Here is a 24431-nt window from a genome sequence, read left to right on the forward strand (position 1 = left end):
TAGGTTTTCTGTTTTTGCTATCTGCTTTCGCTATCAGTTTTCGCGAATGGCTAAGTAACAGCGTTATTTATACAATTCAACCTATTCGGTCAGCTGCGCTACCGCAGTTTTTAACTGATCATCTAATTCAGCATTGGTTAACTTCTGCGTTTCCATATCAAAGTTATCGTAAAAACTTGGAATAGATAACGATGCTTTTACGTCGGCAGCAAAGTACTGTGCTGAATTGGTTGCAGCTGCTAGCACGCTGGCGGCACCACCAGGACCTGGAGATGTTGCCAAATAAACGACAGGTTTATTTTGAAAAACTTTTTGGTCGATGCGTGAAGTCCAATCAAATAAGTTTTTATAGGCAGCAGTGTACGTACCATTGTGCTCTGCAAATGAGATAATAATCGCGTCTGCTTCACCGAGTTTAGCGAAGAAATCTTTTGCTGCTTGTGGCTGGCCTAATTCTTCCTCTCTGTCTTGGCTAAATAACGGCATTTCGTAATCGTTAATATCAAGCAGCTCGAACTCGGCACTTGTGACTAATGATGCGGCGTAGTTGGCTAAGGTTTTGTTGATTGACTTGGTACTGCTGCTGGCGGCAAAGGCTAAAACTTTCATATTGAATCCTCAATTTTCTGTTGCTGTTACCTGCTGCTATTCGCTAGCAGCAGCTGGATAAATTTATGGTTAGCGATTGAGTTAATCACTAACTTGAAATGCATTCTATATTGTTTATATTTGATTATTAATCATGTAAAAGTTTAAAAACTATTTCCTAATGACTTCTAATGCCGCGATAAATTCTTCATTAAATAGCACCGCAAATACCAAATTATTTGATGGTGTGGTGGTCTTTACCCAGTTAATTAACAGCGGCAGCTTTACCGCTGCAGCTGAAGCAACTGGCCATTCGACGTCTTATATCAGCAAAGAAATTAACAAGCTGGAGGCGCGGCTTGGGGTTAGATTAATTAATCGCACTACGCGTTCGCTCGGCCTAACGCCTGAGGGCAAACTCTATTACGAACAATGCGTGCAACTTGTTCAAGATGGTGAGCAAGCATTAGGCTTGATGCATCAGCATGATATGGTGCCACGCGGTACACTAAGAATTAGTTGCCCAGTTGCGCTATCGAACGATTATTTGCAGCCAATTTTGTCGCGCTTTATGGCCAAGTATCCGCAGGTAGAGTTGCTACTCGATCTCAATGATCGCAAAGTGGATGTGATTCAAGATGGCTTCGATGCGGTGATTCGCGCCACCCATCAACTGGAAGAGTCCAGTTTAATTTGCCGAAAAATTATGTCAGGTAAAGCATATACGGTTGCTTCACACGACTATGTGCAGCAACACGGCGAGCCACAGCACCCAGACGAACTCAAACATCATCGCTGCCTGTGCTACTCCAACTTAAAACAGCCCACCCGTTGGCAGTATCTAGATAAAGAGGGGCAAACCTTCTCGGTGGATGTTAACCCCAGCATGATGTGCAACAACTCAGACATGGAATTAGCGATGGCGCTAGATGGTCATGGTGTCTGTCGATTGCCAGCCTTTACCATGCAATCGGCGCTAGATGACGGCAAACTCGCGATATTGTTTCCAGACTACCCACAAGCTGATGTCGATGTTTATGTGGTCTACCCGTCACGTAAACATTTATCGCCGAAAGTGCGCGCCTTTATTGATATGCTGGTGGATTGCAGCTCAGTTCACTCGCTGCCATAAATAGCTCACTGTTTTTACTTTTACGGATTTAACCTGCTGAATAAAATTTATACTTGATAACTTACCTTGAGGTAAGTTATCGTAATTTTATGCAAACACGTTCCAAAAATCGCAAAGAGCAAATTATCTCAGTGGCTATGGATTTACTTCAAACTCATGGCTTTGAGAATTTTAGCTATTTGGATATCGCCAATCGCCTCGCCATTACCAAGGCTAGTATTCATCATCATTTTCCGAAAAAAGAAGATCTTGGTGTGGCGCTATGTCAGGCCATTCAAGATTGGCATGAAGTGGAATTTCGCAAAATTTTACTGGCCAATATTAGTGCGCAACAAAAGCTAGATACCTACATTAATGCCAACCTGCGCTACGCCTGTGGTAAGAATAAAATTTGTCCATTAAGTAGCTTGCAAGTAGATATCGCGTCCTTGCCAACGGCGATGCAGCCGGGGTTAAAGGCGCTAGACGAACACGAGCTGGATTTTATTACGCAAGTGTTGGCGCAGGGCAGGCAACAAGGCGAATTTAATTTTGCGGGTGAGACTAAAGGGCAAGCCATGGTGGTTGTCTTAGCCTGCAAGGCGGCGCTGCAATATTCACGTGTGCATGGCGATGATATTTTCGAACAAACCATGGCGCAAATTATGACGTTACTTGGTGCAACCTCGATAACGCAGCCTGGCTTACAGCAAACCGGTTAAAAAATTTTACCTTGCTAACTTACCTCTAGGTTAGTTAAGAGGTTAGTTGGCTGGTTTATGGCGCAGTTTAAGGCGCATAAGAATAATAGTGAATTACATTGGATGCTCGCAAGTTACCAATGATCTTCACTAAGTATTACTAACAGGTATATAAGTAAAAAACAAAGGAAGCAAACATAATGAGCAATGCACAACTTTTTGAACAAGTGTCATTAGGACCATTAACCCTAGCAAACCGCACCGTAATGGCACCGATGACCCGTACTTTTTCACCTGGCAATGTGCCAAATGACTTAGTGGTTGAATACTATCGTCGCCGCGCTCAAGGTGGTGTCGGTCTCATTATTACCGAAGGTACTTGTGTTGGTCACAAGGCAGCTTCTGGTTATCCGAATGTGCCGTTTATTGCCGGTGATGAAGCACTGGCAGGCTGGAAAAAAGTGGTTGATGCTGTGCATGCTGAAGGTGGCAAAATTGCCCCGCAACTATGGCATGTTGGCGCCATTCGCAAGCCGGGCGTAGAGCCGGGTGGTGATTTACCAGGTTATGGTCCGTCTGGCATGGCATTCCCAGGTAAACAAACGGGTCATGAAATGACGAAAGCGGACATTGACGAAGTGATCGAATCCTTTGTACAAGCGGCAGTCGATGCCAAAGCCATTGGTTTTGACGCAGTTGAAATTCACGGCGCACATGGCTATTTAATCGATCAATTCTTCTGGGAAGGCACCAACCAACGCACTGATGAGTACGGCGGTGACCTAGCGGCGCGCTCTAAATTTGCAATTGAATTAGTCACTAAGATGCGCGCAGCCGTGGGTGATGACTACCCCATTATCTTCCGTTGGTCGCAGTGGAAGCAACAAGATTACAGCGCACGTTTAGTGGAAACACCTGAAGCACTTGAAGCCTTCTTAAAACCGTTAGCTGATGCCGGTGTTGATATTTTCCACTGTTCTCAACGCCGTTTCTGGGAGCCAGAATTTGAAGGTAGCGACTTAAACCTTGCCGGTTGGGTGAAAAAAGTTACGGGTAAACCAACTATTACTGTCGGCAGTGTTGGCTTAAACCAAGACTTCTTACCAGAAGATGGTACCAGCAACTTTAAAGATGCAGAAACCGTTAGCTTAGACAACTTATTAGATCGCATCGGTAAGCAGGAATTTGACTTAGTTGCGGTTGGCCGTGCGTTGATCTCTAACCCAGACTGGGTAAACAAAGTGAAAGCTGGCGAATTCGACAGCCTAAAAGCTTTTGATAAAGCCCAGTTGGCAGAATTAGTCTAGCGGAGTTGGTCTAGCCCAGTTGGCTTAGCAAAACTTGTTTAGCCATAATCGTGAATTAATTTAATGAAGGGTTAAGCTATGCTTAACCCTTTTTTTAATAAACAAAATCATGTGGTTATTGATAATGAAAAGAGGCTGATAAAAGCCTGATAACTTTACTTTTTTGGGTACACAGTTTATTTTGGTTGTTTAAAGCAACATCGACGAATTAGTCGACTTTGATAGCTTAACAAGCCTTTGCAAATTACACGGAAGTACGGAATGAAAAGGGATAGTTTGTTGGTCGTCCTAATGACCATTGTATTGTTTAGCACTAGCATTTTTACGGTTAATGCTAATGTGCTTTCTGCCTGCCAAACCGATCTATGTATTGACTACTTTAAGCAATATAAAAAAGCGGCTAAGCGCGGTCATGCGCAAGCAATGGCGATGCTGGGTGAATTTTATTACCAAGGTTATGGTGTGAATCAAGATAAAGTCATGGCCTTAAAATATTATGAACTTGCTGCAAAGAAGGGGATAACTTCTGCGCAATACAAAGCAGGCTTAGTCTACCTAACCAATCAAGACTATTCGAATCATAAAAAAGCAATTCAATGGTTAACCAAGGCAGCAAAAGCTGACTATAAAGAAGCGAACTATTTATTGGGCCGAATATATTTGTCCAATGAATTTGGCCTCAAAGATTTAGACAAAGCAGATCAATTTCTTGCCCATGCTTACAAGCAGAAGCACAAGGACTTACCTAAAATATTGGCAGCACTAGCGAGCCGCTATCCAGAAGATTTTTCAACTAAATTTCCTCTGCTCGATGGAGCCTATAGCCTGCAACCTTTAGTGGCTAACGGTGAGACACTAACTTGGCCTAGCACGGCTAATGTTGAAGTGATAGAAGTGACAGGCTATGCACCGGAATCATTGTTTGAAGTGCAACTTAACAGCTACCGAAAACCAATAAAAAGCTTAGGTAGCAGGCTGAACGGTCATTCCTGTGCGGATACGGCAGGCTGTTATCAAGTTAGTAATATGCAAGAGCTAGGTGACTTTCTGTTATAGGCGGCTTTCGCTTAGTTCTCTTATTTTTTCATTTTGATTTAGTGTTTAGCGACTAAAAATCGGATGATTATAATATAAATGATTGCCTAACCACCTCCCTTGATCACTTTACTTGCGTATTCAGTGAAGAGTTTTGCTGTTTTGAGGTTAGTTTAATAACACTCGCACCCAATCGGTATCAAACTACCAACTTCAGTAACTTAGACTATACTGAAACCCGTCTTATTAGTCCTGACAGTGAAACAATTAATAATAAAGCCTCTTCGTGGGACTAATACCAAGCTAGTCCCCATGCCATAAATACATACGACCCGACTGCGGTATTGTCGCTTCCAGTATTTCAAATTGGAGAGCAAGCAGGGAAAAGGGATCGCCATGAATAACCACCTTGAGTCCGCTGTAACTAAACCAGCCATGAAACTAACAGTGTTAGTTTTTTTCTTTCTTTTATTACTCGTTAACTTGAACACCGCCCGTGCGCAAACCGTTGAGCCAGCAGATATTGTTGGTACCAATGGCGATGATGTGCTCAGCGGCGACAGCACCGACAATATTATCGACGGTTTGGCAGGAAACGATCAAATCAACGGCAATGGGGGTAATGATATTTTAATCGGTGGTTTAGGGAGTGACACGCTTAATGGTGCTGAAGGTATTGATACGGTGAGTTATCACAACGACATAGCCGCTGTAAGTGTGAACTTAGCGACAGGTGTTGGAGAAAATGCCTTTGGTCAGGATGCGTTAATTAGTATTGAAAATATTATCGGCAGTATGTTTAACGATGCTCTGGTTGGTAATAGCCAAACCAATCGAATTTATGGCTTAGCAGGCGATGACGCATTTACTTATTCAGCAGGCAGTGATTTTCTCGATGGCGGGGAGGGAATTGATACCGTTAATTATTCGTCAGCAGCTGAAAGTGTGAATGTTAACTTGTTTAACCAGCAAGCGATTGTTGGCTCAACTACAGATACCTTAGTAGCGATTGAAAATGTTATTGGCACTAGTGGCGATGATGTACTTGGCGGTGACAATGGCAACAATGTGCTGCTTGGGCTAGCGGGTAATGATGTGTTTTTCGGCTCACGTGGGCAAGATGTTATTGATGGTGGACAAGGGATTGATGCGCTGACATTTGCCACTTACTTCGAGCCGTTTCTCGTGACAGGTTTGACGATTGATCTTTTTGCCGGCACCGCGACAGGCTTTGAGGTGGATACTGCCTTTACCGGCATTGAGCAAGCTACTGGCAGTATCTATAACGACACCATAATCGGTAACTTGGGGAACAACTTGCTGAATGGCGGCGCGGGTAACGATGTCCTTGATGGGTTGGCGGGTAATAATTTCCTCGATGGTGGTAGCGGTAACGATCAACTTACTGGCGGCAGTGGTCGTGATGAGTTGCGCGGTGGTATTGGCAACGATCAGTTAAATGGTGGCGAGGGGCTAGACAGGCTGTTCGGTGGCGAGGGAAACGATATATTGTCGGGTGGTTTAGGCAATGACGTACTCGATGGGGGAGAAGGCGAAGATACGGCAAGTTTTCAGTATTCAAGAGTAGGTGTCGACATCAATCTATTGACCAATGTTACCGTTGGTGATGTTGGCGACTTTAGCGACTTTATATCGATAGAAAATATTATTGGCAGTAATTTTGATGATGTGATTTACGGCGATAACCTTCGCAACCGACTGTTTGGCGAGGGTGGCAACGATACGATTATTGGCGGGTTAGAGCGCGATGAAATTGATGGTGGTGGGGGAATTGATACCGCCAGTTATATAGATGCCTTGGCCAGTGTAACGGTAGACCTTTCAACTAGTAGGGCAAGTGGCGCAGATGGCCCAGACGTCCTGATTTCGATTGAAAATATTACGGGATCTGATTTTGCTGACACCTTAGTCGGCGACCAACACAACAATGTCTTAACGGGCGGGCGTCATGGCGATACTTTGGATGGTGGCGAGGGCGAAGATACCGCTAGTTATGCTAAAGCAAGCGGCGGGATGGATGTCAATCTGAGCACTGGTCAATCATTTGGCGCGGACGGCAGTGATACCTTAATTTCAATTGAAAACCTTGTTGGTAGCGACTTTAACGATAACTTAACGGGTGATAGCGGTAACAATAAACTGCTGGGCGGCGCCGGTAATGATGTTTTACAAGGTAACTTGGGAGATGACCTATTAATAGGCGGCACAGGCAATGACACCGCGCGCTATGCCGATGCCAGCGACAGTGTCACTGTTAACCTAGCGGCGGGCACTGCCAGTGGTGCAGATGGCAATGATACTTTAATCCAGATTGAGAATGTTATTGGTTCAAGCCACGACGATATCCTTATTGGTAACGCGAATAATAACCGGCTGTTAGGTGGGCAAGGCAATGATATCTTGGCCGGACAAGGAGGAGAAAATCTCTTAAATGGTGGTGATGGCTTTGATTTAGCGTCTTATCAAATGTCAGGTAACGCCGTGCTTGTCGATCTGCTCTTGGGTCAGGCCAATGCTGAAGGCACTAGTAACGATACCTTGGTTTCGATAGAGGGGGTATTGGGCTCACAATTTGACGATGTACTGATTGGCGACAATGGTAACAACCTACTAGAAGGGCTGGGTGGCAATGATTTATTGATTGGTCGCGCAGGCAATAATGCATTAGTTGGTGGTAGCGGCAATGATACGGTTAGTTATGTTGGCGCGACCAGCGGCGTACTCGTCAATCTAGCGATTGGCGAAGCGACTAACGGTGATGGTCGCGATTCCTTGACTAGCATCGAAAATGTCAGTGGTAGCCAATATAACGATATTTTAATTGGTGATGCGGGTCGCAACAGCTTATTTGGCGATGCTGGTGATGATTTGCTGATCGGTGGTGGTGGCAGCGATATTCTCAGTGGTGGCGATGGCTTAGATACCGTGAGTTATCACCAAACGGCTAATAGCGTGGTTGTCAATCTCGCTGATGGCACGGCACAAACTGCGACAGGAATTGATTTACTGGTCGACGTTGAAAACGTCATTGGCACGGCGCAAAACGATATTTTAATCGGCAACAACCAAGATAATGTGTTCACTGGTGGCTTAGGTGACGATGTGATTAATGGTGGCGCAGGTACAGACACGGCAAGTTACCAACAAGCCAGTGGCAGTGTGAGCGTCAATTTATCAAGCTTTAGCGCAACGGGGGCCGCTGGTAATGACAGTTTAGTGCTGATAGAGAATGTGATTGGCTCTGCTCACAATGACATCTTGATTGGTGACAGCCAAAATAATGTGCTTACTGGCGGCCAAGGCAATGATGTGATAAACGGCGGCAGCGGTACAGATACAGCAGACTATCAAGATGCTGTTAGTAGCGTGAATGTGAATTTAATGGCTGGCACTGCTTCGGGCGGTGCGGGCAATGATGCCTTAATTGCCATTGAAAATATCACAGGTTCAGATTTTGACGATAGCTTGGTTGGCAACAATCAAGACAATATCTTGCAGGGCAATCTGGGCAATGACGTGCTCAACGGCCTTGCCGGTAACGATACGGCTTCCTATATCGATGCTGTTGGTGGCGTGAATGTAAATTTAACCACAGGGCAAGCCGCTGGCGCAGATGGCAATGACACGTTAATTTCCATTGAGAATATTATTGGCAGTCAGCACAACGATACGCTGATTGGCAATGAACAACACAACACGCTAATTGCAGGCGAAGGCAGCAATTTGCTCGAAGGTGGTCGTGGCAATGATGTTTTACTGGGCGGCACAGGCATTGACACCGCAAGCTATGAGCATGCAGCTGGCGCAGTTTCGGTTAACTTAACCAGCAATACAGCAACAGGCGCTGATGGCAACGACACCTTAGTGCAAATTGACAATGTTATTGGCTCTGCGCATAACGACATCTTAATTGGTGATGCCACTAACAATGTGCTCTCTGGTGGAATGGGTAACGATATTTTAGTTGGCGGCGCAGGCATTAACACGCTTGATGGCGGTGCAGGCACTGATACCGTGAGCTATAGCAACAATGACGGGCAAGTTAGTGCAGACTTAGTGACAGGTGTGGTCACTACTGCGAACAGTATCGACTTGCTGACAAACATTGAAGGGCTGGTCGGCTCGAAAAGTAATGACACTTTATTGGGGAATGATGCTGACAACGTGCTTGAGGGCAGAGATGGCAACGATTTGTTGATGGGGCGTGGTGGCAACGATATGTTGTCAGGTGGCTTGGGTAATGATACTGCCAGCTATGAGTTTGCCAATGGCGGTGTTGTCGCGAATCTATCGACAGGGCAAGCGAGCGGCGCAGATGGTACAGACACTTTAAGCTCAATCGAAAACCTCATTGGTAGTCAACACAACGACCAGCTAACGGGCAATACTGCAAACAACCTGCTAGTTGGCGGCGATGGCGATGACATGCTCACTGGTGGTCTTGGCAACGACAGTTTAATTGGTGGTACTGGCAATGACACCGCCAACTATAGTTCGGCCACAGGCAGTGTTGTTGTCGACTTGGCTAGTAACCTTGCACAAGGCGCAGATGGCACTGACTTACTGAGCAGTATTGAAAACATTGTCGGCTCAACTCATAACGATGTGTTGTTGGGAGATGATGGCGATAACCTGCTTACTGGTGGTCTCGGCAACGACAGTTTAGTTGGCGGTGCTGGCAATGACACCGCGAGCTACCAAGACAGTATCGGTGGTGTTGATGTTGATTTAGCCAATAATAACGCGACCGGCGCCGCGGGTAATGACACCTTAGTACAAATCGAAAATATTATTGGTTCAGCACATAACGACAAGCTTATTGGCGATAGCCTGGCCAATACCCTCACTGGCGGACTCGGCAACGACATTTTAGATGGTGGTGATGGTATTGATACCGCTAGCTACCTTGAGGCGGGCAGCGGTGTTACGGTTGATTTGTCCACTGGGCAATCATCAGGTGGGGCAGGTAATGATACCCTCTCGGCCATTGAAAATATTACTGGCTCGAATTTCAATGATCAGCTTAGTGGTGATGGACAAGACAATGAGCTGACTGGGGGGCTAGGCGACGATGTGCTTAATGGCCAAAGTGGCATTGATACGGCCAGTTATGCCGATGCCAAGGCAAGTGTCGTAGTGAATTTAGCGTTAGGTAATGCATCAGGTGGCGCTGGCAATGACACTCTGATAGCGATTGAAAATATTGTTGGCAGTGAACACAGCGATAGCTTGCATGGTGATAGTGGCGATAATCGACTAGACGGCGGCGCTGGCAATGATGTATTGCAAGGTGCGCAGGGTAATGATGTATTGGTAGGTGGGCTTGGCACGGACACGGCTAGCTACGCTAATGCTGACGGTGCTGTTGTCGTTAATTTAGCTAACGGCTTGGCTTCTGGCGCCGATGGCAGTGATACCTTATTTTCAATTGAAAATATCGTCGGTTCAGCCTTTGATGATCAATTGACCGGTAACAGCGCCAGCAATGTGCTGCGCGGTGGTTTAGGGTCGAATGTGTTAGACGGCGGTGTAGGCATTGATGAAGCTAATTATGACTGGAGCGCTAGCGGCGTTGAGGTTGACCTGCAAGCACAAACAGCAATGGGAACAGGCTTTTCTGATCAACTGATAAGTATTGAAACCGCACGAGGAAGTGAGCATAACGATATACTGCGTGCTGGGCTGAACAGTAATCTTGTCGGGGGAAAAGGAAATGACGAGCTTTACAGTGGTAGTGGCATTAATAGCCTCGATGGGGGCGAAGGAAATGACGTTATTAACATCCAGCTAAGTGCTGGCGATGAAAGTATCAATAAGGCTGCGGGCGATGAAGGGAATGATTGGCTCAAACTGACCAGTGATGCTGGTGCTGTTATTAATCTCACATCTGGCGAGATCACCATAGATAACTCACTTCGCTACAACGTTAATACCATTGAAAACGTCCAAGCAACGGCTTTTGCCGATGAGATTGTCGGCAATGAACAAGACAATACCTTAATGGGCATGGCAGGCAATGATCGCCTGATAGCAACAGCAGGTAACGATATATTGGATGGCGGCGTAGGAAATGACTGGCTCGATTACTCAGGAGTAAATAACAGTGCTAACAGTAATACTACTGCTAACGATCAGGGGGTATTTGTTAGCTTAGCGAGCGGCCAAGTTATAAAAAATAGTGGTGTCGACACTGTTATTAACGTTGAAAATGTTAAAGGCACAGCGCAAAACGACACTTTAATTGGCGATCAAGGCAATAATCAATTACTTGGCATGGCTGGTAATGACACGCTAATTGGTGGTGCTGGCGATGATTTACTCGAAGGTGGTGAAGGTAATAATCAATTTGATGGCGGTAGTGATCAAGATACGATCAGCTACGCGTGGTCAAACATCGGCGTGACTGCGGATCTGTCAACCAGTCAAGCGCATGCAGAACATCTAAGTGATACATATCAAAGCATTGAAAATCTTATGGGATCGCAATCAGGTGATACTTTAATTGGTGATAGCCAAGCCAACAGGCTTAGCGGTTTAGCGGGTAATGATACCTTGCAAGGTATGGCGGGTAATGATTGGTTAAGTGGTGGCAGTGGCAATGATCACTTGCAAGGAGGCACAGGAAGTGATGTGTTAATTGGCGGCAGTGGCGACAATATTCTTGACGGTGGTGAGGGAGTTGACTGGGTAAGTTATGCGAACTCGGACGAGAGCACCCATGTCGACCTGCTAAATCGTGGCGGTGGCGGCGTTAGCAGCAATGATGTGCTGATAGCTATTGAAAATATTCGTGGCTCTAGATTTGATGACACACTTATTGGCGACAATAGCGATAATCACTTAGCCGGTTTAGGCGGTGATGACATGCTTTATGGTGGGCGCGGTAACGATACTTTAAATGGTGGCTCGGGCATAAATATCATAGATGGTGGCGAGGGCAGCGATTGGGTGAACTACGTTGATGCGACCAGCGCAGCTAGCGTCACATTAAATGAGAATGAGGTCAGCTTTGGCAATGCAGGCGGTCGCTCAGATTTATTGACGGATATTGAAAATATCAGAGGCTCTGCATTTAATGATCGGCTAACAGGTAATGATCAAGATAATATTTTTGAGGGATTATCAGGTATCGATACATTAAATGGTGGCGGTGGTCGCAACATACTTTACGGCGGTGAAGGCAACGATAGGTACGTTGTTGAGCTTGGCCGCGAAGGGCAACATACCATCCGCGACAGTGCTGGAGAGGATAATCTATTGCTTTATAGCCCAACTGTTGCCCTGAGCAACCTCGCAGCAACTTACACACAGCAACAAGGATTGTTACTCGAATTTAATGACCAAGATAGTGCCTTAATAGAAAATCAATATTCAGGTACAGGTGCCGTGATTAACTCCTTGTCAATGTCTAATAACAATCAAGGAGTGATAGCATTAAATGTAAGCTTTGAGCAGTTGATTACCGCTGGCGAGTTTGATCAATATGCGATTGCAGGCGATTTTGCGACGAGTAGCCAACTTGCTAATTCCAGCCAACTGACCGTTGCAGGCAAATTGATCAATCAGCACACTCTATCCAATGTCGGGCAACTAACAGTTAACAATGGCGGCAGTATTGATAATGTCGCGGGCACTCTGAATAACCAGCAAGGCGCTACGATTGACTTTGCCAGTAGCAATACCTTATCAGGTATGTTGATCAACAACGGCGTGGTTCGTGTGAGTACCGACGATATTTTAGCGCTGACAGATACTACGCTCTCAGGATCAGGTAGCTTTATTGGCCAAACACTACTCGCTAATGCACAAATAAATGCAGGTAATAGCCCTGGATTGATGACATTTGACGGTGACACGGTTTGGGACAATGTTGATTTGACGGTGGAGCTCAGCGTCGATGGCAATGGCGGCTTGATTCACGACACCATTAATATTCTGGGTAATTTAACCCTGCTGAGCGCGCTGGATATTGACTTTCAATTTCTGGGCGGTCTTGAGTTACCTGATGTACTTGGGCAAACACTGGACTTCCTTAATATTAGCGGCGATGTACTGGACGATGCTGGCGAGCTAATCAATCTTAGCGAATTTGATGTCAACTTAGTCTCTGGCTGGGCAGGCCAGTGGGTAAACGATGTGAATGGTTGGCGTCTAGCGCTGACATTGGCACAACTGCCAACGGATGTGCCCGAGCCTAGTGTTCTGTTTTTGTTCTTGCTTGCCGGTGTTGTTTTAGCGCACAAAAGACGAGCCGGCAGATCTTATTGCCTGCTATGGTTTATCTTCAGCCGTTCGACACCTGACAAAAATTCAAGTTTAAGCACTTTTCAGTAACGCTTTGTTTAATTGATTGCAAAGCCGTTTCTCTAATTAAATGAGCAGCTTATTCGTTTAAACTGTTGGCCTATCTATAGGCTCAAATTGTTGAATTATTCAGCTTCACTTTCCCGTCATATTTACCTAGTATGGTTTCGTTAACAAGAAGTTAACATTGCCATGAGTTGGTTTTTTCACATTAAACGACACCATCAGGCAAATAATAACGATAAAAATTAGCAGTAATTATGAGGGAAGCAATGAGTAAATTTACGCGTCGCGCGTTTATCAAAGCGTCAATGGCAGGCTTTGGTACAGCAGTAATTTCTACAGGGTTAATGGGGTGTTCGGATGACGACGATGAGGTGCCTGTCTCACCGATCATACCAGTAGCTTTCAACCACGGTGTTGCTTCAGGTGACCCACTAGATAACGCCGTTATTATTTGGACGCGCGTAACGCCTTTATCAGCAGTCGATAGCGTAAGTGTTAGCTGGCAAGTAGCCACTGATGCAGAGTTTAATGACTTAGTTCACAACGGTACAACCGAAGCAGAAGCTGGCTCTGACTTCACCGTAAAAATCGATCTTCAACAACTAGCCGCCAATACAAGGTACTATTACCGCTTTGTTTCTGGTGAAACTTTCTCTCCTGTTGGTATGACGAAAACCTTACCAGTGGGCTCAGTAGCACAAGTTAAATTAGCGGTATTTTCTTGCGCAAACTATCCAGCAGGTCAATTCAATGCCTACCACAGCGCTGCACAGCTTGATGACTTAGATGCCGTCGTACATTTGGGTGATTACATTTATGAATATGGCGATGGTGGTTTTGCCACAGAAAATGCAGAGGCGATTGGTCGTTCATTACCTGCCGACAATAATACCGAATGTATTACCTTAGAAGATTATCGCAAGCGTTACGCGCTTTATCGTAGCGATACGAGCTTGCAGCAATTACACCAGCAAGTACCTTTTATCACGGTTTGGGATGATCACGAGGTTACTAACGATGCATGGCGTGATGGGGCAGAAAATCACAATGAAGGGGAGGGCGATTACCAAGTACGCAAAGCAGCAGGTTTGCAGGCCTATTTTGAGTGGTTACCTATTCGCCCTATCGCGACCAGTGACTACGAGCGTATTTTCCGTAGCTTCCAGTTTGGCGATTTAGTTAACTTACATATGTTAGATACACGTTTGCTTGCTCGCGATGAACAGCTTGCTTATCAAAATTTTATTGACCCAACAACGGGGCAGTTAGATGCGATTGGTTTTACTACGGCAATGAGCGCGAATCGAAGCTTGCTGGGGGCTGAGCAAATTGGCTGGTTGCAATCGGGGTTAGTGGCGTCTTCTGCAACTTGGCAGGTGCTAGGTCAGCAGATATTGATGGGACGCATGAATGTTCCTGCTGAACTATTAGCAGGCTTTGCCAATCCATCACCCGCATTATTACAAACCTTTGGCGAACTGGCACAAATTAAAGGGCGTATAGCCGCTGGCGATCCGACGGTAACAGAGCAAGAGCGCGCGCGTGTTGCGATTGAAATTCCGTACAACCTAGATGCGTGGGATGGCTATGCGGTTGAGCGTGAAGTCGTTTTAGGGACCGCAAAATCCCTAAATCACAACTTAGTAGTACTAGCTGGAGACACCCACAATGCATGGGCCAACAACCTAACTGACCAATCAGGAAGCAATGTTGGGGTTGAATTCGCCACCGCAGGTGTTAGCTCACCAGGTTTAGAGACCTTTTTGAGCGTGCCAGAAAGCTTTGTACCGCAGGCAGAGCAAGCGCTGCAAGTTCTAGTCAATGATTTGCAATATACTAATATCGCGAACCGCGGCTATATGGTAGTCACATTTACTGAACAAGCGGCAACGGCGCAGTGGGTACATTTAGATACGGTAGCCAGCACGAATTATCAGACACTTGAGGCGCGCAGCAATACCTTAACTGTGGCTGCGGGCGCTAACGTTATTCAAAGCTAGCTATTTAGCGTTACGGTTATCGATGAAATGCCAGTCGTTGACTGGCATTTTTGTTTGATGGTGAATAATCAGGGGATTATTCAAGACAACGTTACTAACGCTAACCTTGATTAGCGCTCTCCTTGAATTTCAAACGAATCACTTTTTAATCTCGCTTTTCCATCGCTTTCAACTACCCAATGCTCGCGATGCACTACGCCATATGCTTTATTCATTTGCCAGCTTGAAGTCAGAATATAGCCACCATCTTCAGCTACTTCCCATTTTACATTTGAGTAAACAACCTCAGCAAAACCTTGATCAATGATATTTTGCCAGCACTCTTGGATCGCTTCACGCCCTGTAAAAGTGCCAATCGGCTTAGCTTCCATTACGCAATCTTGCGTGTATTGCGCCGCACAGCCAGCAGCGTTTTGGTTGTTAAATGCTGTTTGCCAAGCGCTAATACCAGCTTTGCACAATGTTAATGTTTCTTCATTTGTCATCGTATTTCCCCGTTGTTCTTGGGTTGAATCAGTTGGGGATATCATAAAGGTATCAATTGTTATGAAAAACAAGGTTAATAGAATTGTTAGTTTGAAAAAATGAAACAATAATAAATAGTAAAGTACAGAAAGGTTGCAGTTAAGGGGATAGCAAAATGCGTGAGAGGTTGCTAACAAGTGAATAAATTACGGCATATGTCGATATTTGCACAAATAGTTGAATCGGGATCTATCACCGAAGCAGCGGCTTTACTGCAGCTGTCGAAATCAGTGGTTAGCCAGCACCTTAGCGCGTTAGAAAACGACTTAGGTGTTCTCTTGATCAAACGGACAACACGTAAGCATACATTAACTGATGCGGGGCGCGCTTTTTATCACTCCTGTCAAGAAATCAACAAGCTAACTGAGCACGCTTGGCAGCAAGCGCAGGAATCATTAATTTCTCCCCAAGGAAAAATCAGGATCACCGCCCCCAATGCGTTAATGGATATCATCATAGCGCCAGCAATTGGCGAGCTAATTCGCAAGCATCCGTTATTGGAACCAGAGTTGATTAGTTGTGATACCCCAGTTGATTTGTTGGCTGAGAACATTGATATCGCGATTAGAGTTGGTGGCTCTTCAGCGAGCAACATTAAGCAGCGAAGAATTGGCCAGTTTCGCGATGTGCTTTGTGGTAGCACAGAACTGCTACGTAAAAGTGATGCATCGCAAGCAAAGTACATTGCAAATCATTGGCAAGGTCAGCAAATTGAGCATCGTTTTATCGATGAAAATGGTAAAACAGTATGCTTTGAAGCGACTGCTCATTGTCGTGCAAATTCTTTTTATACCTGCCTTACCCTGCTCAAACAGGGAACAGGCATAGGGTTAATCCCCGATTTTCATTTTTACCAATCAGCCTCTCAGTTACAGAAAGTTTTTCCACACTTGCAGCTTGAAGCAAATCCGGTTTATGCCTTGCATACCTATGACCGCTATTTACCAGCTGGTATCAAAGCCTGCATTAAAGCGATAGAGCAACAGCTTACCAACTGTTACACAGTATAAGGCTACTAAGGGCTAGCGAAAGCTAAATCTTAAATCACGGGTTTATTTGCTAGGTCTGAATTACGTATAATAAGCAACCGCATCGGCGCGGGTATGGTGCCGGTGTTTGTTTTGACTAAAAAGGCTCGCAATTAACTTGATGATTTCTCATAAACTTTCTGTAGCACCTATGTTGGATTGGACAGATCGCCACTGTCGTTATTTCTATCGTTTACTCTCCGCCAACACTGTACTTTACACAGAAATGGTGACCACGGGAGCCATTATCTTTGGTAAAGGTGATTACCTTGGCTTTAATGAAGAAGAGCATCCTGTGGTATTGCAATTAGGTGGCAGTGACCCACAAGCAATGGCTGAGTGTGCTAAACGTGCAGCCGCTTTGGGCTATGACGAAATTAATATTAATGTTGGCTGTCCGTCTGATCGCGTACAAAACGGTCGCTTCGGTGCATGTTTAATGGCAGAGCCAGCGTTAGTCGCTGAATGCGTTAAGCAGATGAAAGACGCTGCCGATATTCCGATCACGGTAAAATCTCGCATCGGTATTGACGATCAAGACAGTTATGAGTTCCTACACGAATTTATTTCGACAATTGAAACCTCAGGCTGTAATCACTTTATTATTCATGCCCGCAAAGCTTGGCTATCTGGCCTTAGTCCAAAACAAAATCGCGATATTCCACCGCTTGACTACAGTCGTGTTTACCAAATTAAGCAAGACTTTAATCACTTAGAAATTTCGATTAACGGTGGTATTAAAACCTTTGATGAATCACTTGAGCATTTAAATCATATTGATGGTGTGATGATTGGTCGTGAAATTTATCAAAACCCTTACCTGCTGGCTCAGGCAGACCAAGTGATTTACGGTCAAGATAAACCAATAGTGTCACGGGCAGAGGTCATTGAGAAAATGGCCTTGTATATTGATAAACATGTTGCTGGCGGCAATAAGGCTAAAGCCTCACACGTGACTCGTCATATGCTAGGGCTATGCAACGGTTTGCCGGGCGCTAAGCAATTTCGTCGCTATTTAAGTGAAAATGCGATGTTAGCTGGCGAAACGGGTGAAGTATTACGTCGCGCATTCGATCTCGTTAATGAAGATGCGGTCGGCATTGCTTCTTAAAAAAGATTAATGAGAGCCATTTAGCTAAGGCGAAAGTGGCTCAAAGCTCACCGAATCTCGAGTTTATTGTGAATTGTTAAATTAGCTAAATTTTGCACTAATAATTGGTGAATTTTACTAACCTACATAGCAAATGTTAATGAGTCCACCTTAGCTTGTAACTAAGTTTAAAATTAAATTTCCTTAATTTACAATGATATAATATTTTTTTCATTGTCTGGCACAACCTTTGTAAAGGTAAATGCAACTTAACTAATAACGCAGTCGTTAGTTAACTTTTTACTTAAACAAATGGATATATTGGAGCCGAACATGAAATCACTAACCACTACCTTAGCAGCCGTCAGTTTATTATTTGGTGCGAGCGCATTTGCGACCGAGAACAACAACGCCGAGCAACTAGCTGCTGAGCTGATTAAGCAACAAAATGCACAAGTCAGTGAAACGGTAGCTAAGCAAGTAAACCAAGACATTCAGTTTACGCTACGAGCAATGCAATTACCTGTAGTTGAATTAAACGACAGCATGCTGGCAAAGGCTGAGCAGGGCAAAGTGCCAAGCACAACAGCTAGCAACGCTAAATTCGCTGAATAGTCACGCAGGTAATTGCCTATGTTTAGTTTAGCTACACTGTTTGCAATCATGATGGCACCAGCCATTGCAGCCTTGATGACATCATTAGTTGTAAGACTATTTGAACAACGCACATTTGAGCAAAAGTTTGATACCGAACGCAGTTTGTTTCGGTCAGACTTGGCAAAATCTGAAGTCAGCTAGAATAAGGTATGTTTGTTATCTATTGGCAGCCTACCTTATTTAGCGCTTTTTATATTGATTTTGCTTAATGTCATTAGCTCACATTTTTCCATTTGCTATCGTTCATCGCCTCCTTGGCAAACCCTCTATAAAACTCATTAGTTAATTTCTAACCAGCTTAGACACGTTATTACAGCACATTCGCCTGTACACTTTGGAATAATTCGACTAATTTGAAGTCAGTATTTTCCTATCTTCTGTTTATCATGCATAGCAACACGCCATTGATCAGTGTTCACCAATTAAAATCAAAATTAACCCAACAAAATCTGCTTATTCTTGATGCCAGTATGCCGCCTGTCGTGGCGCAAGAAAGACCTCAAAATTGCTGGCCTAACACCATCATTCCCAACGCTAAACGTATGGATATTGAGCAAGACTTTTGTGACCTTTCAGCGAGCTTTCCGCATACCTTACCTTCTCCACAAGCAATTGAGGCGGCGATTCGCCAGCTTGGAATAAATGGTGATGAGCATATCGTTGTTTATGATGATTTAGGGTTATTCTCTGCCGCACGTGCATGGTGGATGTTAACGTCGATGGGACATGAAAATGTGAGTGTGCTTGATGGTGGCTTGCCGGCATGGTTAGCTGCGGGTTTGCCCAGTGAAAAAGCGAATAAAAATGGCATCGCCAAAGGTGTGTTTACAAGCTGCTTTCATGCATCGATGTATGTTAATTATCAACAGGTAGCGACCTACTTGGTGGATAAAAGCCATGTGATACTTGATGCGAGAGCGAGTGCTCGCTTTTTGGGACAAGCTCCAGAACCTAGAGCAGGTGTTCGAAGCGGTCATATGCCAGGGGCGGTTTCGCTGCCCTATGCTCAGTTGATGCGCGGTGGATTGCTATTGTCACCAGAAGAGCTAGCAAGGGAATTCAAAGCGTTAAACCCAGATAATTTACCTATGGTAACAACGTGTGGTTCGGGCATTACTGCCTGCATTTTGGCGTTAGCTGCAACGCTCGCTGGCTATCACGATATTGCTGTTTATGATGGTTCTTGGGCAGAATGGGGCTCATTAACGGAGCTGCCGGTTACACTGGGTTAATCGGTTTATGTTAGAGCCAAAAGAAAACAACAGGATAAAGCCCATTTAATGCTGGGCAAAGTACAGTGCTGTTTTTAACGGAACTTAAGTTTCACATCATCCAACGCGTAACCGCTTCAATTCTTGCCCAATTAACTGTTGCATGCGCCTTTGCGCTAAAACTTCATCAAGAGTTAATCGCTCATTCCAAGTGTTGAATTAGCTTCTACTAACTGCGTTGTTATAGCTATCACACTGTTATACGTATCACACGCGCCGATAACGAATTCGCTTTTTAAAAATAAGGGCACCCAGCAAAAGCGGCGGAATAATCTGTTTTGGTGGTTACTTTGGGGTTGTTACTTTTTGGTGATGGTGAATTTCACCAAGCTGGTGGTTAAATAAACTAAAATATCGTATGACATATTATGTCTTGGTTGTGGTGCTTTCTGTAGCGATCGAATAAAAACCTTAATAATCAATTGGATAAAAAATTTTTAAGGGTTGGCATATCACTTGTAATAACTAATACAAACGCAGCATGGGCTGCTGATTAAATTAGCTTAAAAAGGAAAGTGAGATGAACAAGTTTAAAACAATTTTAGTTGGTTCAGTAATGTCGATGTCTTTACTGGCGGTAACCGCAAATACAGCACAAGCCGCTGAAGTATCAACTGAACAAGCCATTACTCAGTTTGTTGTAGCACAAGGAAAGCAAGTGGTTGCTAGTTTAGGAGAGCAGTTACAAGCGTCTATCGCTGACTCAATTGCTGAAAGTATCGCTGAGTTTTCAATTGATGAAAGCTTTACTTGGTCAACCGATGAAGCGGAGGTTGCAGACGCAACTGATGAAGCTGACAGTGAGCCAAAAACAGAATCTAGTGAAGAAGAATAGGAGATTACCTCATGGGAATGTTTACACGATTTACAGACATCATTAATGCCAACATTAACAGTATGTTAGACAAGGCCGAACAGCCTGAGAAAATGATCCGTTTGATCATTCAAGAAATGGAAGAGACCTTGGTTGAGGTGAGATCTACTGCGGCGAAACATATTGCTGAGCAGAAAACCATTAACCGCCAGGTGGCATCATTGGAAAAGAGCGCAGCAAGCTGGCAAGAAAAAGCAGAGCTAGCGATTAGCAAAGGCCGCGATGATCTTGCCAAAAGTGCCTTAGCTGAGAAGCACAAAGTGAAACAGCAAATGGTGACTTTGCACGAAGAAGCCGACAAGTTGGAAGAGTTCTTAGCCAGTGTGCAAGAAGATGGTCAACGATTACAAACCAAGCTTGCAGAGGCTAAGCGCCGCCAAGAAGCTTTGTTGTTACGCCAAGAGTCAGCTGAAGTTCGATTAAAAGTGCGTGAAAAGTCAACGCAATACAATATTGACGAAGCGATTAACCGATTTGAGCGCTATCAACAAAAAATTGAGCGTGTAGAAGCTGAAGTAGAAGCCTACGACATGACCCAAAATCAAGATTTGGACAGTCAATTTAGAGCTCTAGAAAATGACGATAACATTGACCAAGAACTCGCGACATTGAAGCAAAAAGTGAGTAATGCCGCTTGAACTAAATCAAGTGAAAAGGATACGGGAACATGGACGTTGACTTGATGTTTATATTGATGTGTTTAATGCCAGTTATCGCTTTTGCTATTGCTGGCCTGATCATCAACATCACCCGTAAATACCGTTATCGCAAGTTTATTAATAAGTGAGAAAGACCATGAGTTACAAGCCAAGTTATTTAACCCGAAAGCAGCTAACGAAGGATGTTCTTCATAAAAAAGTGTCAGGGGTTTGTGCAGGCATTGCCCGCTATTATCAATGGCCGCGCTGGGGTATTCGCGTTGCAGCCATTCTAGCACTACTCACTTTTCCTGTGGCAACGGGCGTTGCTTACTTAGTGGCTGCAATGTTACTGCCGACCAGAGCATAAGCTAGTTTAAATAGCTTATGAATAAGGGAATATTAAAAGGTTAAGCTAATACGCACTAGAAAACTCGCTAAACAAGGACGTTGAGCTTAATAAATGCATAGTTAAAAAAACACATAGCCAAAAGGCCATTTACACCAGAGCGCAAGGGGATATAAGGAAACCATCATGTCATTTTTCAAATCGTTATTACTCGCTATTCTTGCCACTTTATTTTTAACTTACGTGTTGGGCATCAGTATTCTCGATTTGTTTGATGTCGATGTTTATATGGGTGATGAACTCATTGAACCGTTAAAAGCGATCAGCTTTGCTGCTTTAGTTGCGGTTGTCTTAGTAATTGTTGCCATGGCAATCGTGTTGACGGTATTTGGCTCGATCTTATTTGTTGGTTTACTTGTTGTTGGTGCATTGGGGTTAGCGGCGATTGGCGTGTTTTGGCCGGTATTAGTCGTTGCCTTTATTTTGTGGTTAGTACTAAGGGAGCCAAAGAAGGCACCAGTGAACTAACCTACAGATGCTCACTGATTCGCAGGTAATTGAAGCTTTTAAGTCTGCTCAAGTAAATTCAAGTCAAACACAAACAAATCAAGCGGCTTATTAAGCCGCTTTAATGCAAAGTAAGAACTATTTTTTTAAGAAGCCGTTGAGAATTGTTTTGCAGTCATCGGTTTGCATTAATCGAGCAAAAGTTGGAAATTCGCGCTCAAGTGTTTCTTTAAGTAATGATTGGTTCGCTTGTTTGAGCAATCTTCGAGCGCTCATCACTGCATCATTAGGCAAACTAGCGATATGTTGTGCATAGTGGTTTGCGCTAGAAAGCAACTCTGCTTGGCTGACCTTCTTATTAATGAGTTGCAAAGAAAGTGCGGTGTCAGCGTCAAAGGTGTCACCTAATACCATTAACTCGAATGCTTTTGCATGACCAACAAGCTGCGTGAGTAACATGCTAGAGCCTGCTTCAGGAGACAATCCTAGCTTGGCAAAAGGCATTGCAAATTTGGCATTGTCTGCGGCGATAACTAGGTCTGCGTGCAGTAACAGGGTACAGGCAACACCAATGGCGGGGCCCGCTACTGCCATTACAATGGGTTTTTCAAAACTGGCGATAGCACGAACAAAATCGAATGCGTCTGGCTCTTGGTCTGGCGGGCAGGCGAGAAAGTCATTTAAATCGTTGCCTGCGCAAAAGCAATGCTCATTACCTTGTATTAATAAACAGCGAATATCATTATCGCTATTGGCTTGATTCACATAATCACTTAAGGTGTTGTACATTGACGTCGTCAACGCATTTTTTTTATCTAAATTATTCAAGGTGATAGTTAACACACCTTGAGCTTGCTCGGCGAGAATTAAGTTATCCATTTTAAATTGGCTTAGTTACAATAGCGTCACAAAACACTAATCGTTATATCAAAGGATGTATAGCTAAGATGAAATTTTTTGTTCAACTTATTACCGCAGTAACGCTGTTCACAGCCAGCTTTCACAGTGTTGCGAAAAGCGCTGAAATTGTGGTTGAAGATGCTTACGTACGTGAAGTGATTCCCGGAAATTCAGTTACCTCAGCTTATATGACGATCACCAACCAAGGCGGGCAGGCAATAAAACTCGTTGCCGCTAAAAGCGATGATATTCCTCTCATCGAGATTCACGAACATACAATGCATGACGGCATGATGAAAATGGGGCAGGTAGCCTTTGTTGAGATTGATGCTAATGCGCAAGTTAAATTACAACCGATGGGGCTGCATCTAATGATGTTTGACCTAGAACAGCCGTTAGTTGCAGGCCAACAAATTGCTGTCACATTAGTGTTTGATAATAATACGAGCCTTGATGTGAACTTGCCTGTGCGCAGTATTAAAACAATGAAAAAACAAGCAAAACACCATCACCACTAGAGGGTACTATGAACGTAAATATCTCCACCAAAACCGTATTGGGCACTGTTGCTGGTGTCTTTTTTCTATTTTATTTAATCGGCGTGTTTTGGAGCTTCGAGCCAGATAGCTTTGATATCAAAGAGCGTGTCACTAAAGATGCAAGCGCAGAAAATGTTGCGCCAGTTATTGGCTACACTACAACGACAGCATTAATTAATGTGACAGAAACCTTGTTGGACAAACCCGGTGGTTATTTAAGTAATGACGTTCTGCCGCCATCGGTATTTCTGGATAACATTCCATCATGGGAGTTTGGCGTATTGGAAATGGTGCGCGATATGGCCCTTGTTATGCGACAAGAGCTAAGTCGCTCGCAATCACAGTCATTGGAAAATCAGCACCTTAAAAATGCTCAGCCACAGCTGAATATCGACCACACTAGCTGGGCAGTGCCATCAGCTGAAAGTGAATACAGCAAAGCGGTTGCCGAACTATACGCTTACCGCTCAGCATTGGCAGATCCTGCTACGCAAACCGCACAATTTTATGCGCGTGCTGACAACCTGCGTGCGTGGTTAAGTGAGGTAGAAAAACGTTTAGGTAGTTACTCGCAGCGCCTAAGTGCCAGTGTTGGTCGTGAAGTAGTGAACACTGATTTAGCTGGCGACAGCGTGGCACAACAATCTACTTACTCAGCACCAAACATTGCGATTAAAACCAGTTGGTGGCAAATCGATAACGAATTTTACGAAGCGCGCGGTGCTTGCTGGGCGTTATTACATTTCTTAAAAGCGGTTGAGATAGATTTTAACGACGTGCTTGAGAAGAAAAACGCGAAAGTCAGCCTACAGCAAATTATTCGTGAGCTAGAAGCAAGCCAACAAAGCGTTTGGAGCCCAATGATCTTAAATGGTGATGGTTTTGGTTTCTTAGCAAATCACTCGCTAGTGATGGCGAACTATATTTCACGCGCAAACGCTGCGTTAATCGATTTAAATGAATTATTGAGTCAAGGGTAA

At 44.3% G+C, this 24431-nt stretch carries 20 protein-coding genes; 17 read left to right on the forward strand and 3 right to left on the reverse strand.

Features of this window, described 5'->3' with window-relative positions:
• Positions 1-81: 81 nt before the first annotated feature.
• Entirely contained in the window at positions 82-609 is a 528-nt protein-coding gene (locus ACSLUR_RS00860; protein WP_448550945.1) for an NADPH-dependent FMN reductase, read from the reverse strand.
• A 160-nt stretch (positions 610-769) separates the two neighbouring features.
• Between ACSLUR_RS00860 and ACSLUR_RS00865 the strand changes: the two genes are divergently transcribed.
• The 6 genes from ACSLUR_RS00865 to ACSLUR_RS00890 all read left to right on the forward strand — a co-directional run bounded on the left by ACSLUR_RS00865 (position 770) and on the right by ACSLUR_RS00890 (position 15073).
• Positions 770-1720, forward strand: a complete 951-nt coding sequence (locus ACSLUR_RS00865; protein WP_448550947.1) for a LysR family transcriptional regulator — start codon at positions 770-772, stop codon at positions 1718-1720.
• A gap of 89 nt (positions 1721-1809) precedes the next feature.
• Complete coding sequence (locus tag ACSLUR_RS00870) at positions 1810-2421, forward strand: TetR/AcrR family transcriptional regulator (protein ID WP_448550949.1); 612 nt, start codon at positions 1810-1812, stop codon at positions 2419-2421.
• A 179-nt stretch (positions 2422-2600) separates the two neighbouring features.
• Positions 2601-3707 (forward strand): NADH:flavin oxidoreductase, encoded by a 1107-nt coding sequence (locus ACSLUR_RS00875; protein ID WP_448550951.1) that lies wholly within the window; start codon positions 2601-2603, stop codon positions 3705-3707.
• Between the two features lie 261 nt (positions 3708-3968).
• Entirely contained in the window at positions 3969-4763 is a 795-nt protein-coding gene (locus ACSLUR_RS00880) for a tetratricopeptide repeat protein (RefSeq protein WP_448550953.1), read from the forward strand.
• Between the two features lie 375 nt (positions 4764-5138).
• Positions 5139-13097, forward strand: coding sequence for a PEP-CTERM sorting domain-containing protein (locus ACSLUR_RS00885; protein WP_448550955.1), 7959 nt, complete (start codon positions 5139-5141; stop codon positions 13095-13097).
• Between the two features lie 242 nt (positions 13098-13339).
• Positions 13340-15073: an alkaline phosphatase D family protein gene (locus ACSLUR_RS00890; RefSeq protein ID WP_448550957.1), complete on the forward strand. Its 1734-nt coding sequence runs from the start codon at positions 13340-13342 to the stop codon at positions 15071-15073.
• A 110-nt stretch (positions 15074-15183) separates the two neighbouring features.
• Here ACSLUR_RS00890 and ACSLUR_RS00895 read toward each other — a convergent pair whose 3' ends face one another.
• Positions 15184-15558 (reverse strand): nuclear transport factor 2 family protein, encoded by a 375-nt coding sequence (locus ACSLUR_RS00895; RefSeq protein ID WP_448550959.1) that lies wholly within the window; start codon positions 15556-15558, stop codon positions 15184-15186.
• Positions 15559-15735: 177 nt separating this feature from the next.
• Between ACSLUR_RS00895 and ACSLUR_RS00900 the strand changes: the two genes are divergently transcribed.
• The 9 genes from ACSLUR_RS00900 to ACSLUR_RS00940 all read left to right on the forward strand — a co-directional run bounded on the left by ACSLUR_RS00900 (position 15736) and on the right by ACSLUR_RS00940 (position 22033).
• The gene (locus tag ACSLUR_RS00900) at positions 15736-16608 is read left to right on the forward strand and encodes a LysR family transcriptional regulator (protein WP_448550961.1); all 873 of its coding nucleotides are present in this window, start codon (positions 15736-15738) and stop codon (positions 16606-16608) included.
• 139 nt (positions 16609-16747) lie between these two features.
• Positions 16748-17737: a tRNA dihydrouridine(20/20a) synthase DusA gene (dusA, locus tag ACSLUR_RS00905; RefSeq protein WP_448552949.1), complete on the forward strand. Its 990-nt coding sequence runs from the start codon at positions 16748-16750 to the stop codon at positions 17735-17737.
• Positions 17738-18049: 312 nt separating this feature from the next.
• Positions 18050-18331 carry a hypothetical protein gene (locus ACSLUR_RS00910; protein ID WP_448550963.1) on the forward strand — a complete coding sequence of 94 codons (282 nt, stop codon included), beginning with the start codon at positions 18050-18052 and terminating at the stop codon, positions 18329-18331.
• 18 nt (positions 18332-18349) lie between these two features.
• Positions 18350-18514, forward strand: a complete 165-nt coding sequence (locus ACSLUR_RS00915) for a hypothetical protein (protein ID WP_181901522.1) — start codon at positions 18350-18352, stop codon at positions 18512-18514.
• 245 nt (positions 18515-18759) lie between these two features.
• Positions 18760-19605, forward strand: a complete 846-nt coding sequence (locus tag ACSLUR_RS00920) for a sulfurtransferase (RefSeq protein ID WP_448550965.1) — start codon at positions 18760-18762, stop codon at positions 19603-19605.
• Positions 19606-20164: 559 nt separating this feature from the next.
• On the forward strand, positions 20165-20479 hold the full coding sequence (locus ACSLUR_RS00925) for a hypothetical protein (RefSeq protein ID WP_448550967.1): 315 nt from the start codon (positions 20165-20167) through the stop codon (positions 20477-20479).
• An 11-nt stretch (positions 20480-20490) separates the two neighbouring features.
• A complete protein-coding gene (pspA, locus tag ACSLUR_RS00930; protein ID WP_448550969.1) occupies positions 20491-21156 on the forward strand; it encodes a phage shock protein PspA in 666 nt (221 codons plus the stop codon).
• Positions 21157-21313: 157 nt separating this feature from the next.
• Positions 21314-21526: a PspC domain-containing protein gene (locus tag ACSLUR_RS00935; RefSeq protein ID WP_115998933.1), complete on the forward strand. Its 213-nt coding sequence runs from the start codon at positions 21314-21316 to the stop codon at positions 21524-21526.
• 165 nt (positions 21527-21691) lie between these two features.
• On the forward strand, positions 21692-22033 hold the full coding sequence (locus tag ACSLUR_RS00940) for a hypothetical protein (protein ID WP_115998934.1): 342 nt from the start codon (positions 21692-21694) through the stop codon (positions 22031-22033).
• A 117-nt stretch (positions 22034-22150) separates the two neighbouring features.
• On the opposite strand, the gene ACSLUR_RS00945 is transcribed toward ACSLUR_RS00940, so the two are convergent.
• Positions 22151-22891, reverse strand: coding sequence for an enoyl-CoA hydratase (locus ACSLUR_RS00945; RefSeq protein WP_448550972.1), 741 nt, complete (start codon positions 22889-22891; stop codon positions 22151-22153).
• 68 nt (positions 22892-22959) lie between these two features.
• On the opposite strand from ACSLUR_RS00945, the gene ACSLUR_RS00950 reads away from it, so the two are divergent.
• Positions 22960-23430: a copper chaperone PCu(A)C gene (locus tag ACSLUR_RS00950; protein ID WP_448550974.1), complete on the forward strand. Its 471-nt coding sequence runs from the start codon at positions 22960-22962 to the stop codon at positions 23428-23430.
• Positions 23431-23438: 8 nt separating this feature from the next.
• A complete protein-coding gene (locus ACSLUR_RS00955) occupies positions 23439-24431 on the forward strand; it encodes a DUF2333 family protein (RefSeq protein ID WP_448550976.1) in 993 nt (330 codons plus the stop codon).

The organism is Thalassotalea montiporae (assembly GCF_053485855.1).